Below are 14,332 nucleotides of genomic sequence, written 5' to 3'. Positions count from 1 at the left end.
AGCCTCCTCTGCTCTTTGCGCCGTTAGGAGTCTCACCTGTCCCGCTAATCCCCCAGGAGTCTCGCACCTTGCACTCCAATCAACTTGTCAATGAAGTGAAAGAATAAGCAACAATTTTTAGAAATAAGCATAATAAAAAAACCGCAGATTCATATTCTGCGGTTTTTTTTATCTCTTTTCTATGGATATTGTACTGATCATTAATATGGCCAAGCCGATCGTCAGGAACATATAGAAGAATCCAGGTAAAAAGTTAATCGCCAGATATGCCGCAGCCATTAAACAACCGGCAACCGTAATCGGCACTCCAACAAACGATCCTGTGAATTCTGTAATGTTAAATCGTGCTAGACGAATTGCTCCGCATACGATAAATATAATCGTGAATATAATGCCAGGAACACCAAACTGATGAAGTACAGCTTGATAAATTAAAAATGCCGGTGCGATGCCAAAGGAAATTAAATCACAAAGTGAATCCAGTTGTTTACCAAACTCGGATTCAATATTCAGTTTTCTTGCAACCATTCCGTCAAAACGATCAAACAAACCAGCTAAAAAGATTAAGATAAATCCGATTTTTAATTCACCATTCATCATAAATAACAAAGCTAAGGCGCCTAGTGATAAGTTGATCAATGTTAAGAAGTTTGCAGTTTGTCCCTTCACTTTCTTAACAGTTGAATCAATGCGCTCCCTTTCAATCATAAACATTCGATCACTCCTCAAATGGAACACAAGCAGGATATAAATATATCCTGCTACGGTTAGTTGCTTAAAAGTATATAACCATTTTATTCATTATATGCCAATTAGGCACTGTTTGAAAGAGCAAAAAGTTTATGATTCCTTAATATTGTTATTTTCTTCCAGTTGATTATAAACGGTCTTTTCGGATAATGGCACTCCTGTCCGGTAGGCAGCTCTAGAAATCATATGACCTGCAACTGGTGCTGTCAGGAGGACAAACAGAATTCCTAAGATCAGTTTTCCGCTGAAAACATTCATATCTGAATAGACATAAATAGCAGAGCCGATAAGGACGCCAGACACACCTAATGTTGAACTTTTAGTTGCTGCATGAAGCCTTGAATAAACATCTGGAAAACGAAGTACACCTAACGTTCCGGATAAAATAAAAAAGGTGCCAATGATAAGGAAAAAACTAATCACGATCTTGATCAATGATAACACCCTTTTCCAAGAATTTTGCAACAGCGACCGTTGCAATAAAAGTCAATATTCCGATAAGCAGTATAATATCGTTCAATTGAACTGTATCTAATAGGATAGCCATTAACCCGGTAATCGCAATCAGATTAATACCAATTGTATCAAGTGCAACAACACGATCAGGGTTCGAAGGGCCGACAACAGCTCTGTATAAAAGAAGAAGAATAGAGATGGTTATCACGAACAAACAAATATAGACTACCATAGAGAACCAATCTGTCACCGTGTTACCTCCCTTATTGCTTTTTCAAAAGTATCTTTAATCCCAACGATCGTTTGATTTACGTCAGGCAGGTCTATAGCATGAATATAAATATATCGCTGGTCTCTTGAGACATCTACAGAAAGTGTCCCTGGAGTAAGTGTAATTAAGTTAGCGAGCAAAGTAATTTCCCAATTCTTTTTAACATCAATCGGCAATGCGATAATTCCTGGCTGGAAATCAAGTTTGGGCTTGTATACCCATTTTAGTACTTCGATATTGGCTAAAATTAATTCCTTTATAAAAAGAAAGATTAAATATCCGATAGCTTTAACATGTTTAAAGTAATAAGAATCCGGTATAAAGCGATTAAGCAGAAACAGCAGCGCCGCCCCAATCACAAATCCTACCAAAAAACTTGCGAATGAGTAGCTCTCAGATAAGAACATCCAAATGACGCCGATCAGCAAATTTAAGATAAGTTGAAATGTCATGGAACTACTCCTTTAAAACAAAATCAATATAGATTTGAGGGTCGATAAGACTATCAGCTGCTGATTGGATATATGGATAGAACCATTCAGCTCCTACCCCAAGCAGAATTGAGATAGCGATTAATAATCCAGAAGCGGCTAGCCCGGAGCGTCTAACTTTTTCCTTAGGCTCTTCATTAACCTCACCCCAGAATGCTCCAATAAAAATTCGGATTACTGAAAACAAGATTAACAGACTGGATAAAAGCCCGATCCCGGCAGCCATATAATGTTCTTCGTCAAAAGCACCTCTTAAGAGAAGGTACTTGCCGATAAAGCCGCTAAAAGGAGGGATCCCCGCAAGTACGAGGGCAGCGATGAAAAACATCCATCCTAAAAGAGGGGATGTTTTAATATATCCGCCCATCTTATTCAAATTGGAAGTGCCTGCATGCCATACGAGTAAACCCGCAAGGAAGAACAATGCGGCTTTTATTGCCATATCATGCACAAGATAATAAATCGTACCAGCAAGTGATTCAGCTGAGAATGTTCCGATCCCAAGAAGCATGAAACCAATCGCCGGCATAATGTTGTAGGCAATAATCAGCTTTACATTTGAAGTAGATAAAGCACCTATTACCCCGATCAGCATCGTAATCGCCGCAACCCATATGAAGAAGGTATGCGTCAGCTCAAGTTTGTGAGAAAAAATAAGTGTATAAACTCTAAGCATAGAATACACGCCAACCTTAGTCAGGAGAGCTCCAAACAAAGCCGAGACAACAGGGGATGGAACGATATATGACTTCGGCAGCCAAAAGTACAGCGGAAACAAAGCCCCTTTGGTTGCAAATACAACAAATAATATTATGGCTATTCCTGTTAATATGCCTTGCTGCTCGACCTCTGCTACACGTTCACCAAGCTGTGCCATGTTAACAGTACCAGTCACTGAGTAAAGAAAAGCAACTGTAGTTACAAATAGAATGGAAGAAAATAAGTTTAACAATATATATTTTACAGATTCACGAAATTGATGCTTTGATCCTCCAATGATAATTAGCCCATATGAAGCCATCAAAAGAACTTCGAAAAACACAAACAGGTTGAATAAGTCACCTGTCAAGAAGGCTCCGCTCACCCCAGCGATTAATAGAAAGAAAAGGGGGAAAAAATAATGCTGCACCATCTTGCTGTTAACAGAAGAGGATGCAAAGATTACTGCAGCTAATGCAATAACATTTACAGAAAGTATCATAATAACAGAAAGCTTATCTGCTACAAGAATGATTCCATAAGGTGCTTTCCATGCTCCTGTTTCAAGAATCAGAGGATTATTTTTAAATACATAATAACTTAAATAAATGGATACCCCTAAACTTAGAAATACTGTCAAATATGAAATCTTCATTGTTAGCTGATGCTTTTTATTAAAGAAAACGAGAAGAGCACCAACGAACAATGGAATAAAGATAGGCAAAAATACTAAATTACTCATCATCCGTTCCCCTTAGCTGATCCATCATGTCAGTCTTATTGCTTTGGTATGTCCGGTACGCAAGCACCAGCAAGAAGCTGGTTACACCGAAACTGATTACGATTGAAGTCAAAATAAGCGCTTGAGGTAGAGGATCCGTATACACTTTGATCCCTTTTTCCAAAATAGGCGGAGCACCACGGTTTAATTTCCCCATAGTTAATATGAATAGATGTGCACCGTGAGAAAGCAGCGCTGTTCCCAGAACAATTTTCAAAAGCTGTTTTTGAAGCAAAAGATAGACGCCGGCCGCAAATAAAGTTCCGGCAAGTATAGACATTACAATTTCCATTAGTGATTCATGTCTCCTTTATCCCGGTATTTTATCATGGCAAAAATGCCAAGCGCAGCTAGTCCAAGAACTGCAATTTCAAAAAGTGTATCCAAGCCGCGGAAATCAACTAGTATTACGTTTACGATGTTATCTCCGCCGCCAAGCTTATAAGAATTATCAACAAAATATTTTGCGATGCTATCGAACGATTTAGAGCTATGTGAAGCAATAGCTACTATTGTAAGCAATGCACCTGTTGAAACGGCAATAATTAAATCGATAAGTTTTTCAGAGGTACTTTTATCTGATTTCTTAAGTTTCGGCAAATGAGCAAAACATAATAAAAATAAGGCTACAGTTATTGTTTCAACGATAAGCTGTGTTAATGCCAGATCAGGCGCCCTGAAAAATACAAATAACAGGGAAAGTCCGTAACCTACCACTCCGATTACAATAATTGCTGCTATTCGCTGATTCATCCAAATGGTAGCAATTGCGGCTGCAGCCATCACAAAGCCAACGAGTACTTCTGGCCATGTAATAGGTGCCAAATCATCAACCGAAATTGTAAATCCGTCCGTAATGTACATAAAAATGGAAGTCGATACAACTAAAAATACTAAAATGATAGAAAAATACAGACGTAATGAACCTGTCATATAAAACTCAGTAAAGGATCTAGAAGTTCTTAATAATCCATAAACGATTGTCTGATACCAATGATCAGATGAAAATTTCCCTGGAATCTTATTATAGAAAGGCTGCCATCTCTTTAACGTATATGCCAGCAAAGCACCAACACCTACAACTATTAAAGACATATAGAACGGTGTGTTCAGACCATGCCAGAATGCCAGGTGTGTATGAGGCAGATCTCCTGTTACTGCAGCAGCTGCGGGAGCTAGTAATGGCTCATTAATAAGGTTTGGAAGCAGACCAACAGCAATAACAAAAATAATTAGAATGATTGGTGATAAAAGCATACCAATCGGTGCCTCATGGGGTTTTCTCTCTAATTGATCTGTTTTTTGTTTACCGAGGAATGTTCCAAATACCAAATACATGGAATAGACAAACGTAAAAATGCTGCCTAAAACAGCGATAATAGGTATCCATTCAGCAAAGGTCCCAGCAAGTCCAGTTGATTGTTCTAATTTCAGCGAAGAATCAAAGAACATTTCTTTACTTAAGAACCCATTAAAGATCGGCAGGGGAACACCAGCCATTGAAAATGCTCCAATAAACGCAAGCGTAGCTGAAATCGGCATAAAGGTATATAATCCGCCTAGTCTTCTTATATCTCTCGTTCCTGTTTCATGATCTACTATACCTGCAATCATAAACAGACTGCCTTTAAATGTAGCATGATTAAAAATATGAAAGATAGCAGCAAGAATAGCCACACCAGTTCCAAAACCAAGCATCGCCATAATCATCCCAAGCTGACTGATTGTGGAGTACGCCAATATCCCCTTTAAATCGGTTTGTCTTGAAGCTAAAAATGAACCCAAACAAAGTGTAATCAGACCAATACCAGAAACGATAATAAAAAACTCGTCCGTTCCGCTGAAGATTAACGAGAAACGGGCTACTAAATATAGCCCAGCTTTAACCATTGTCGCAGAATGCAAATATGCGCTGACAGGTGTAGGAGCTTCCATTGCATCAGGAAGCCAGCTGTGGAATGGGAATTGTGCTGATTTAGTAAATGCCCCAAGCAATAACAAAATTAGAATAGGGATAAACAGGTCACTTTCTAATATATCTGACCGGTTAGCGATCATCATCCGAATGCTGTTAGTCTCTGCTGTAATAGAAAGTAGAATAAGAGCACCAAGCATCGATAATCCGCCAAACACTGTTACAAGCATTGATTTTTGTGCACCGTATGTTGAACGTTCACGGTAGAACCAAAACCCGATTAATAAAAACGATGATATACTCGTAAATTCCCAAAACGTATATAGAACAAAGACATTATCCGACAATACAACTCCGAGCATCGAGCCCATGAATAAAAGCAAGTAAACATAAAAATGGACCAGCTGCTCTTTTCGCGATAAATAAAAAATGGAATAGAGTACAACGAGTGAACCAATTCCAGTGATTAATAGTGAGAACAGCATGCTTAGTCCGTCCAAATAAAAGCTTAACTGGATATCCAAAGAGGGAATCCAATCCGCAGAGCTTTGTACGATTTTACCTTTCGCTAAAACAGGTAATTTAGAACAAAAAATAATAAATAGAACAGCTGGAACAGGCAATACTAGCCATCCAGTATGTATCCGGTTCACTTTCCTTGCAGACAAGCCTATCAGAAGAGCTGCTAAAAAGGGAAGCAGTATGTAAAAATGCAGCATAAAAACCGGTAAACCTCCTTAAAACCTAAAAATAGTCGTCATTTGTCCATTACATTGTAAGCAAAACCTTTCCGATTAAGCAAATCATTTACTGTAAAAACTCTCTCAAAATCCGGTTTTCATGAACTCTTGAATATCCTTCCCGAAAAATACCTAACCTATTTGAGAGGTGATTGTAAATGAGACTACTAATTACATACGGATTACTTATCATTATGTTTCAATTATCAGGCTGTTTTAATGATTCTGTTTATAAAAAAGACAAAGGCAGTCCTGTATTTCAGCCGAGAGAGTATTACAGAAAACATATCAGTTTTTCTGAAACAGGTGTATTTACTGCTTCTTCCCTCGCTGAAGAAATGAAAAATGAGATTACAAAAGAGACTCTAGTGAAACATGCAATAGTAGTAAAACAAGACAGCAAATATTTAATAGCAATAAAAATAAAGGCTTATCATCAGAAGAAAGCAGAAGCCTTAAGCAAACAATACAAAGAGTACTGGGAGGAAAAATGGAAGATTCCTGTCGAAGTAACATTTACCCCTAATGATTATCGTAAAGCGGAAAAATTGCTGCGCACAAAAAAAGAGCGTAATTTACGCTCTTTAAACAATCCTACATTAGAACCTGCTGCAATCTGACATGCAGTGATCTTCTATCGATTTCTTTTTTTATAAGTAAAATAAAGTCTTTGCTAAGTTTAAGTTCTCTAGCTTTCAGGTAAGATTCAATTAACAGGTCGTCCGAGAGTTTTTCCATAATAGAGCCGTTTTTTAAGCGGCTTGGTCACCTCCTGTTTTTTCATTATAAATCTTCAATTTAAGTATTCTAAAATGCTATGGAATTCATAAAATGATAAGTTAATGTTTTATGTATCTGAAGCTTACCATGTATTGTAAAATAGAACAATCGTTCGTTTATCCACAGTGTTTGGTGGATAAGTTGTGGGTAAAGTGTTAACATCTTTAGAAAAGGTAACTAAATACTAGGTGGATAATGTGAATAAGATTATCCACATTGTAGAGCAGGGGAACAATTTGTCGAAAACTTTTTTTAGCAAGGGCGAAAAAGAAGTTCTTTTGTCTAATTAAGTTGAAAAACCGTTTGTTCTTCCTTACATTACTGGTAAAATAGATACGTTCATAAGGAAATGTGAAGAGGTGCTAGAATGTTAAAACATTTTTTGCCGGATCAGCATGTTCAAAATATATTGGACATTACACCGGAAATGTTAGTAGAACGTGGAGTGAAAGGGATTATCACAGATTTAGATAATACGCTTGTAGAATGGGACAGGCCCGAAGCAACTCCTGAATTAATTAAATGGTTCACTTCTATTAAAGAAAAAGGCATTTTAATAACAATTGTTTCAAATAATACTCAACACAGAGTAAAAAGCTTTTCTGATCCTGTAGGGATCCCATTTATCTATAGTGCAAGAAAACCGATGACTAAGGCTTTCAAAAGAGCGCTGAAAGATATGAAATTAAAAAATCAACAGGTTGTTGTAATCGGCGATCAGTTGCTGACAGATGTACTGGGAGGAAACAGAATAGGATTACATACAATTCTTGTTGTTCCTGTAGCGAGCAGTGACGGATTTTGGACAAGGTTTAACCGTAAAATTGAACGTATTATATTGTCTTGGATGAAAAGAAAAGGCATGATTCATTGGGAGGAATAGGTTTGGAACAAATAAAGTGTGTGGGCTGCGGTATTTCCATACAAACCGAGGACAAAGAAGCGCTTGGATACGCACCTCTTTCGGCATTAACGAAAGAGCTGCCTATTTGCCAGCGCTGTTTTCGTTTAAAACACTATAATGAAATACACGATGTGAGTTTGTCTGATGACGATTATCGCAAAATTGTCTCCAGTATTGGAGAGGAAGATGCACTCGTTGTAAAGATTGTAGATATTTTCGATTTCAATGGAAGCTGGCTGCCTGGCCTTCACCGTTATGCTGGTAAGAACCCTATATTACTTGTAGGTAATAAGCTGGATCTCCTTCCGAAATCTGTAAATCCTAACAAAGTTATTCATTGGATGAAAAAAGAAGCGAAAGAGCTAGGGCTTAAGCCGATCGATGTTCAGCTTATTTCTGCTGAAAAAGGATATGGCATTGAAGAATTAGCTGATAGCATTGACCAATACAGGCAAGGCAGAGATGTTTATGTTGTAGGCTGTACAAACACAGGTAAATCTACGTTCATAAACAGATTGATAAAGCAGTTTGGAGAGGAAACTTCCGACTTTATTACAACGTCTCATTTTCCTGGAACAACTCTGGACTTAATCGATATTCCCCTTGACGCAAGAAGTCATATGTATGATACACCTGGAATCATTAATCATCACCAAATGGCCCATTATGTATCTAAAAAGGAACTGAGTATCATAATGCCCAAAAAAGAAATCAAACCAATGGTGTTCCAGTTAAATGAAATGCAGACTTTATTTTTTGGCGGACTTGCAAGAATGGATTATTTGAAGGGTGGTAAACAATCCTTTGTTTGTCATTTTTCTAATCATTTAAACATCCATCGAACGAAGACTGAAAAAGCAGATGAAATATATGAAAAGCATCTTGGTGAAATGCTGGCTCCTCCAGAAGATGCAGCTAATTTCCCAAACCTGAAACGCTATGAATGGATGATAAAGGAAAGCAAAACAGATGTGGTTATTTCAGGATTAGGATGGGTTACATTCCCTGAAGCAGGTGCTAAAGTTGCTTTCTACGCTCCAGAAGGTGTATCAGTTACGATTCGAAAATCCTTAATTTAAGGAGGATTTTATAGATGATCAAAGCATTGGTTATCGGAGATCCAATAGAACATTCGTTATCGCCCGTGATGCATAACGAAGCTTTTGTACAAGCGGAAATTCAGGGATCTTACGAAAAAAAGAGAGTGACTTCGGAAGAATTGCCCTCTTTTATACAGTTTTTAAAAGAGAGTGATTACGCGGGCTGCAATGTTACCATTCCGCATAAAGTTGCAGTTATTTCTTTTTTAGATGAAATCGATCCAGAAGCAGAAAAAATAGGAGCGGTTAATACTGTTGTAAATAATAATGGAAAACTGATCGGGTACAATACCGATGGAAAAGGCTTTCTATTAGGTCTGAAAGAAAAAATCAGCAGACCAATAAGTGAAATGAATATTCTTTTAGTTGGAGCAGGAGGAGCTGCGAGGTCGATTGCTTATGCCCTTTTAAAAGAAAATCCAAAAAAGCTTTTTATTGCAAACCGCTCAGCAGAAAGATTAACCCTTTTAGTAAAAGATTTAAATAATACATGTGTAGAGCCCTTATCATTAAAGAAAGCGGAGAGTGAGTTATCCCGCTATGATATATTGATTAATACTACGAATGCAGGTATGCATCCAAATATTGAAACAATGCCTATACAATTAGCTCAATTAAAAGATGATACTGTTGTATGTGATATTGTCTATAATCCGCTACAGACGAAGTGGCTGCATACAGCAGAAAGTAAAGGTGCCATTATAGATAACGGCGTTTCAATGCTTGTCATGCAAGGTGCAATGGCATTTGAAAAATGGACAGGCACTTTTCCGGATACAAAAAAAATGAAAAAAGCAGTCATTGAACAGCTCAGGAGGTAATTATGCTAACAGGAAAACAAAAACGTTTTTTACGTTCAAAAGCACATCATATTCAGCCCATCTTTCAGGTAGGAAAAGGCGGAGTGAACTCGAACTTGGTTAAGCAAGTAGAGGAAGCGCTAGAAGCACGAGAATTAATTAAAGTGAGTGTTCTTCAAAACTGTGAAGATGATAAAGAAACGGTTGCAGAAGAACTTTCAACTGGATCAAAAGCTGAGCTGGTACAGGTTATTGGAAGTACGATTGTCCTTTATAAAGAATCCATCAATCAGAAACGTATTGAACTCCCATAAGGAGTGAGTGACTTGGACAAACATATCGGTCTTTTTGGAGGAACGTTTAATCCGCCGCACATTGGGCATTTAATTATTGCCCAGGAAGCATTAAAACAGCTGGATTTAGATGAAGTGTGGTGGATGCCTGCTTCTAATCCTCCACATAAGAATAAAGTGGAAGATGTTTCAGACGGACATCGCATAGAGATGGTTAAGAAAACGATTGGAAACAATAATCAATTCTCCCTTTCTTTACTTGAGTTTGAGAGAAGCGGTCCTTCATATACTATTGATACAATCCGGCTGTTAAAAGAGAAGTTTCCAAAAAAGGAATTTACTTTTATTATGGGCGGAGATATGGTTCACTCTCTAGGCAGCTGGCATCAAATCGACCAGCTGAATGAGCTTGTCCAATTTGCAGGAGTCGGCCGTGAAGGCTTTCCGGTTGATGAACATTGGGAAAGGTATCACGTGAAACTTGTAGAAATACCTAATATCGGGATATCATCTACATTTATTCGTTTAAGGGCAAAAAAGAACGAAAACATTCGATATTTTGTTGCAGATGACGTCTGGAAGTATATTAAGGAGCACTTGCTTTATGGATAGAAATAAAGCACTTGAAATAGTTAAAAAACATTTAACTGAACACAGATATGTACACACATTAGGTGTGTTAGAAACGAGTTTGAAATTAGCGCAGCTGTATGGCGCAGATTTAAATAAAACAGAAACCGCAGCCATCTTTCATGATTACGCAAAATTTCGTCCCAAAGATGAAATGAGAGAAATCGTTAAAAAAGAAAACCTTCCGCAAGATCTTTTGCTTTTTGGAAGTGAAGTGCTGCATGCTCCAGTTGGTGCTTTTTTAGTAGAGAAGGAAATTGGGATACAAGATGAAGAAGTTTTAAGTGCCATTTATTATCATACAACGGGTAATGGTAATATGAACACATTAGAAAAAGTCATTTTTTTGGCTGATTATATTGAGCCAAACCGTCAATTTCCAGGAGTAGAAGAAGTAAGAGAAGAAGCTGAAAAAGATTTAAATAAAGCCTGTTTAATGGCTGTAAAAAACACTATAAATTTTTTGATGAAGCAAAATCAAAAGATCTATCCGTTAACCCTTGAATCTTATAATGGTCTAATGGATAAGACTCAAAATAAAAAATAGGAGGAGTGCATTGGATGAATGTTAAAGACCTTATGGAATTAGTTGTTAAAACAGTAGATGATAAAAGGGCGGAAAATATTGCTGTTTTAGACATGGAAGGAATTTCTTTAGTCGCAGATTATTTCGTAATCTGCCATGGTAATTCGGAAAAACAAGTACAAGCAATTTCAAAAGAGCTAAAAGATGTAGCTCTAGAAAACGATATTCAATTGCGCAGGATGGAAGGGTATGACCATGCTCGATGGGTATTGATTGATTTAGGATATATAGTCGTACATGTCTTTCACCGTGATGACCGCAGCTATTATAATCTAGAGAAGTTATGGGGAGATGCAAATTCTGTAGATGTTGACGCCATTCTTGCATCCCAAGAAAATATGTAATGAGTTATCAGCAATTCGCTTATCTTTATGATGAATTAATGGCAGATGCACCATATTCGAAGTGGCTGTCATTTATTAAAAATGCTGTTTCTGCTTATCACCCGAATACCATCAGGTTATTAGACGTAGGCTGCGGAACCGGTTCGATTCCAATCTTGCTAGCCAAAGAAGGCTTTGAAGTTACTGGTGTTGATCTCTCTTCAAATATGCTTATGGTTGCAAAAGAAAAAGCTGAAAATGAAAATGTTGCACTTTCACTTTTTCAGCAGGACATGAGAGATCTGGAAGGGTTGGGATCATATGATTGTGTGACAATCTTGTGCGATTCCCTTAATTATATTTTAACGGAAGAAGACGTAAAACAAACCTTTCTTTCAGCATGGAATCATTTAGAACCAAATGGTTTGTTTCTTTTTGATGTTCATTCCTTACATAAGGTCAATGATATATTTATTGGCAATACTTTCGGCAGTAATAATGAAGAGCTTTCTTACATCTGGCAATGCTATCAAGGTGAATACGTTAACAGTGTAGAGCACGATTTATCTTTTTTTATTCTAAACAAAGATAACTATGATCGATACGACGAATTACACATTCAAAGAACGTTTTCAGCAAAAGACTATTCTAAATGGCTTAAAGAATGTCAATTTGAAGTTTTAAGTATTACAGCAGATTTTGAAGATCAGAATCCAAAAGAACAAAGTGAAAGAATATTGTTTATTGCTAAGAAATCTTAAAAGATGACTCAAAAGTATATTTTGGGGTAATGATTGTTTTGGCATTGTTGCTCTTGAAAGTGTTCGATTTCCGTTCAGATACTCGCTTTCCACGGGGCGTGCGGTGAGCCACCTCGGCGCTGTGCACCCTTAGGAGTCTCACCTTCAAGGAAGTTTGTGTGCTCCTGCGTCTACAAGCTAAGCCTGACGAAGCGTGTCCTCGTCGCATGCCTTGCAAGAAGTATATTCAGGTAGTTGGCACGCAGGAGTCTCGCATCTTACACTCCAATCAACTGTCAATGAAGAGGATAGTTCTCCGTGAAATCTTTGATTGGATAACAGGAATCTGAGATGTTATTTATTTTTTATTTTGTAAAAATAAAAAATTGGGGCTGCCAAAGGTAAGTTTACCTTACTTTTGGGACAGCCCCTTTTTCCATATGAAGAAATATTCATTGTACGGTACAATAAGTTACAAATAAAAGCAATACGTTTTCTAGGAACGAGGTATAGGAAGCCATGTTGAATAATGACCCTTTGTTAAAACACAATATTTTAGAGACTATTATTGACAGTGCTTACGAATGGATTGTTGTAGTTGATCACGAAGGTATCGTTCAATACATGAACAAGACCTATTGTGAGTTTTTAGGTGAAAATCCTAGAGAAGTAATCGGTAAGCATGTAACAAATGTGATAGAGAATACAAGGATGCATAAAGCAGTACTTCAAGGGAAAGTTGAGATCGCTGATTTGCAGTTTATCAGGGGAAATTATATGATTGCAAACCGAATTCCTATTCTTCATGAAGGAAAAGTTATCGGTGCAGTAGGAACTGTAATCTTCAGGGATACAGAACAATGGAAGAAAATGAATTCCCATATTAAAGCACTTTTGCATGAACTTGATTTTTATAAAAAAGAATGGCATGAAATAAATGGAGCAACTTATACCCTCAATGATTTTATAGGAATATCCCGTGAGGCTGAAAAAATCAAAGAGCGTGTAAAAAACATCGCGAGTGGTGATTTATCAGTCTTAATTCGCGGTGAAAGCGGCACAGGAAAAGAATTGCTGGCCCATAGCATACATCAGCTGAGTGAAAGAAGCGCTAAGCCATTTATAAAAATAAACTGCGGAGCGGTACCAGAACATCTATTTGAATCTGAGCTTTTCGGCTATTCTGAAGGCGCATTTACTGGGGCGAAAAGAGGCGGAAAACCAGGTAAGTTTCAGATGGCTGACGGAGGCACATTATTTTTAGATGAAATTGGAGATCTTCCGCAAAATATGCAAATTAAACTTCTCCGTGTACTGCAAGAAAAAGAAGTGGAGCCTGTGGGTTCTTTAAATTCCCATAAAGTGAACGTTAGAGTCATTGCAGCAACTAACCGTCCCTTAGAGCAGCTTATAGATAGTAATAAGTTTCGAGAAGACTTGTTTTACCGAATCAATGTTTTGCAGATTCAAATACCGCCGCTTCGTGAGAGGAAAGAAGATATATGGCCTTTAGCCGAAAGCTTCATTCGGTCTAATTGCAGGGAGACGGGGAAAAGGATTGTGAAAATTGATGATGATGTTAAAGAAGCTTTTCATCAATACACTTGGCCAGGAAATACGAGAGAGCTGAAAAATTTTGTTGAGGCAGCTATTCAGCTGGCACAAAGTGACCAAATTTCTCTTGACGCTTTTCCGGATTTTCTTCGAGAGAAACTCGGAGTTCATGAAACTCAAAAATCATTAAAAGATTATGTTCATGAAACGGAGAAAAAAGTAATTTCATCTTATTTAAAAAAGATGGACGGAGACATAAAAGCTGTAGCTAATGCTCTTGGCATCGGAAAAACAAATTTGTACGATAAAATAAAAAAATATAAAATATAAATCAATTTTTGTATTCCGAAAAACCGGAAAGCTATTCCGTTTTTTCGGAATTGTTCATTTTATTAACTTTTGACTGCTAGTATAGAGTAAAATAAAAAATTATAGAGAGTAGTAAGCGCTTTTTGTTATTATTTTTCCGATTTTTCGGAATATATAGAGCAAGAATTCATGTGGTTTGCGGGTTTAATA

The 14,332-nt window shown here is 37.3% G+C and carries 18 protein-coding genes; 10 read left to right on the top strand and 8 right to left on the bottom strand.

Translation table 11 applies throughout. The features are described 5' to 3' along the window. Nucleotides 1-168: 168 nt before the first annotated feature. From pssA to ACFQ4X_RS10215, 7 genes are all read right to left on the bottom strand, one after another. On the bottom strand, nt 169-714 hold the full coding sequence (gene pssA / locus ACFQ4X_RS10245) for a CDP-diacylglycerol--serine O-phosphatidyltransferase (protein WP_379834896.1): 546 nt from the start codon (nt 712-714) through the stop codon (nt 169-171). 126 nt (nt 715-840) lie between these two features. Further along, nucleotides 841-1,194: a monovalent cation/H(+) antiporter subunit G gene (gene mnhG / locus ACFQ4X_RS10240; RefSeq protein WP_379834894.1), complete on the bottom strand. Its 354-nt coding sequence runs from the start codon at nt 1,192-1,194 to the stop codon at nt 841-843. Beyond that, complete coding sequence (locus ACFQ4X_RS10235) at nt 1,166-1,438, bottom strand: Na(+)/H(+) antiporter subunit F1 (RefSeq protein WP_379837130.1); 273 nt, start codon at nt 1,436-1,438, stop codon at nt 1,166-1,168. Before ACFQ4X_RS10235 ends, mnhG begins: the two co-directional genes overlap by 29 nt. A gap of 14 nt (nt 1,439-1,452) precedes the next feature. Next, nucleotides 1,453-1,929 (bottom strand): Na+/H+ antiporter subunit E, encoded by a 477-nt coding sequence (locus ACFQ4X_RS10230; protein WP_379834892.1) that lies wholly within the window; start codon nt 1,927-1,929, stop codon nt 1,453-1,455. 4 nt (nt 1,930-1,933) lie between these two features. Next, a complete protein-coding gene (locus ACFQ4X_RS10225) occupies nt 1,934-3,409 on the bottom strand; it encodes a Na+/H+ antiporter subunit D (protein WP_379834891.1) in 1,476 nt (491 codons plus the stop codon). Next, a complete protein-coding gene (locus ACFQ4X_RS10220; RefSeq protein ID WP_379834889.1) occupies nt 3,402-3,740 on the bottom strand; it encodes a Na(+)/H(+) antiporter subunit C in 339 nt (112 codons plus the stop codon). Before ACFQ4X_RS10220 ends, ACFQ4X_RS10225 begins: the two co-directional genes overlap by 8 nt. Continuing rightward, a complete protein-coding gene (locus tag ACFQ4X_RS10215) occupies nt 3,740-6,082 on the bottom strand; it encodes a Na+/H+ antiporter subunit A (RefSeq protein ID WP_379834888.1) in 2,343 nt (780 codons plus the stop codon). The genes ACFQ4X_RS10220 and ACFQ4X_RS10215 overlap by 1 nt, the downstream gene beginning before the upstream one ends. A gap of 179 nt (nt 6,083-6,261) precedes the next feature. Between ACFQ4X_RS10215 and ACFQ4X_RS10210 the strand changes: the two genes are divergently transcribed. Next, nucleotides 6,262-6,723 (top strand): hypothetical protein, encoded by a 462-nt coding sequence (locus tag ACFQ4X_RS10210; RefSeq protein WP_379834886.1) that lies wholly within the window; start codon nt 6,262-6,264, stop codon nt 6,721-6,723. On the opposite strand, the gene ACFQ4X_RS10205 is transcribed toward ACFQ4X_RS10210, so the two are convergent. Beyond that, entirely contained in the window at nt 6,698-6,841 is a 144-nt protein-coding gene (locus tag ACFQ4X_RS10205; protein WP_066291173.1) for a sporulation histidine kinase inhibitor Sda, read from the bottom strand. The two genes, ACFQ4X_RS10210 and ACFQ4X_RS10205, sit on opposite strands and share 26 nt — an antisense overlap. 409 nt (nt 6,842-7,250) lie before the next feature. On the opposite strand from ACFQ4X_RS10205, the gene ACFQ4X_RS10200 reads away from it, so the two are divergent. The 9 genes from ACFQ4X_RS10200 to ACFQ4X_RS10160 all read left to right on the top strand — a co-directional run bounded on the left by ACFQ4X_RS10200 (nt 7,251) and on the right by ACFQ4X_RS10160 (nt 14,143). Then, nucleotides 7,251-7,766 carry a YqeG family HAD IIIA-type phosphatase gene (locus ACFQ4X_RS10200; protein ID WP_379834884.1) on the top strand — a complete coding sequence of 172 codons (516 nt, stop codon included), beginning with the start codon at nt 7,251-7,253 and terminating at the stop codon, nt 7,764-7,766. Continuing rightward, nucleotides 7,763-8,866 carry a ribosome biogenesis GTPase YqeH gene (gene yqeH, locus ACFQ4X_RS10195; RefSeq protein ID WP_379837128.1) on the top strand — a complete coding sequence of 368 codons (1,104 nt, stop codon included), beginning with the start codon at nt 7,763-7,765 and terminating at the stop codon, nt 8,864-8,866. Before ACFQ4X_RS10200 ends, yqeH begins: the two co-directional genes overlap by 4 nt. A gap of 14 nt (nt 8,867-8,880) precedes the next feature. Next, nucleotides 8,881-9,708: a shikimate dehydrogenase gene (gene aroE / locus ACFQ4X_RS10190; protein ID WP_379834882.1), complete on the top strand. Its 828-nt coding sequence runs from the start codon at nt 8,881-8,883 to the stop codon at nt 9,706-9,708. A gap of 2 nt (nt 9,709-9,710) precedes the next feature. After that, on the top strand, nt 9,711-10,001 hold the full coding sequence (gene yhbY, locus ACFQ4X_RS10185; protein WP_379834881.1) for a ribosome assembly RNA-binding protein YhbY: 291 nt from the start codon (nt 9,711-9,713) through the stop codon (nt 9,999-10,001). A 12-nt stretch (nt 10,002-10,013) separates the two neighbouring features. Further along, complete coding sequence (locus tag ACFQ4X_RS10180; protein ID WP_379834879.1) at nt 10,014-10,592, top strand: nicotinate-nucleotide adenylyltransferase; 579 nt, start codon at nt 10,014-10,016, stop codon at nt 10,590-10,592. Beyond that, on the top strand, nt 10,585-11,157 hold the full coding sequence (gene yqeK / locus ACFQ4X_RS10175) for a bis(5'-nucleosyl)-tetraphosphatase (symmetrical) YqeK (RefSeq protein WP_379834878.1): 573 nt from the start codon (nt 10,585-10,587) through the stop codon (nt 11,155-11,157). Before ACFQ4X_RS10180 ends, yqeK begins: the two co-directional genes overlap by 8 nt. A 14-nt stretch (nt 11,158-11,171) precedes the next feature. Continuing rightward, entirely contained in the window at nt 11,172-11,540 is a 369-nt protein-coding gene (gene rsfS, locus ACFQ4X_RS10170) for a ribosome silencing factor (protein WP_379834876.1), read from the top strand. Then, a complete protein-coding gene (locus ACFQ4X_RS10165) occupies nt 11,540-12,280 on the top strand; it encodes a class I SAM-dependent DNA methyltransferase (RefSeq protein WP_379834874.1) in 741 nt (246 codons plus the stop codon). Before rsfS ends, ACFQ4X_RS10165 begins: the two co-directional genes overlap by 1 nt. Before the next feature lie 498 nt (nt 12,281-12,778). Beyond that, nucleotides 12,779-14,143: a sigma-54 interaction domain-containing protein gene (locus tag ACFQ4X_RS10160; protein WP_379834873.1), complete on the top strand. Its 1,365-nt coding sequence runs from the start codon at nt 12,779-12,781 to the stop codon at nt 14,141-14,143. Nucleotides 14,144-14,332: the final 189 nt, after the last annotated feature.

The organism is Fictibacillus halophilus (assembly GCF_042680145.1).
In the GTDB taxonomy this organism is placed as follows: Bacteria; Bacillota; Bacilli; order Bacillales; family Fictibacillaceae; genus Fictibacillus; species Fictibacillus halophilus_A.
Note: the sequence above shows the minus strand (reverse complement) of the source record. Positions and strands in the feature narration are given on the sequence as shown.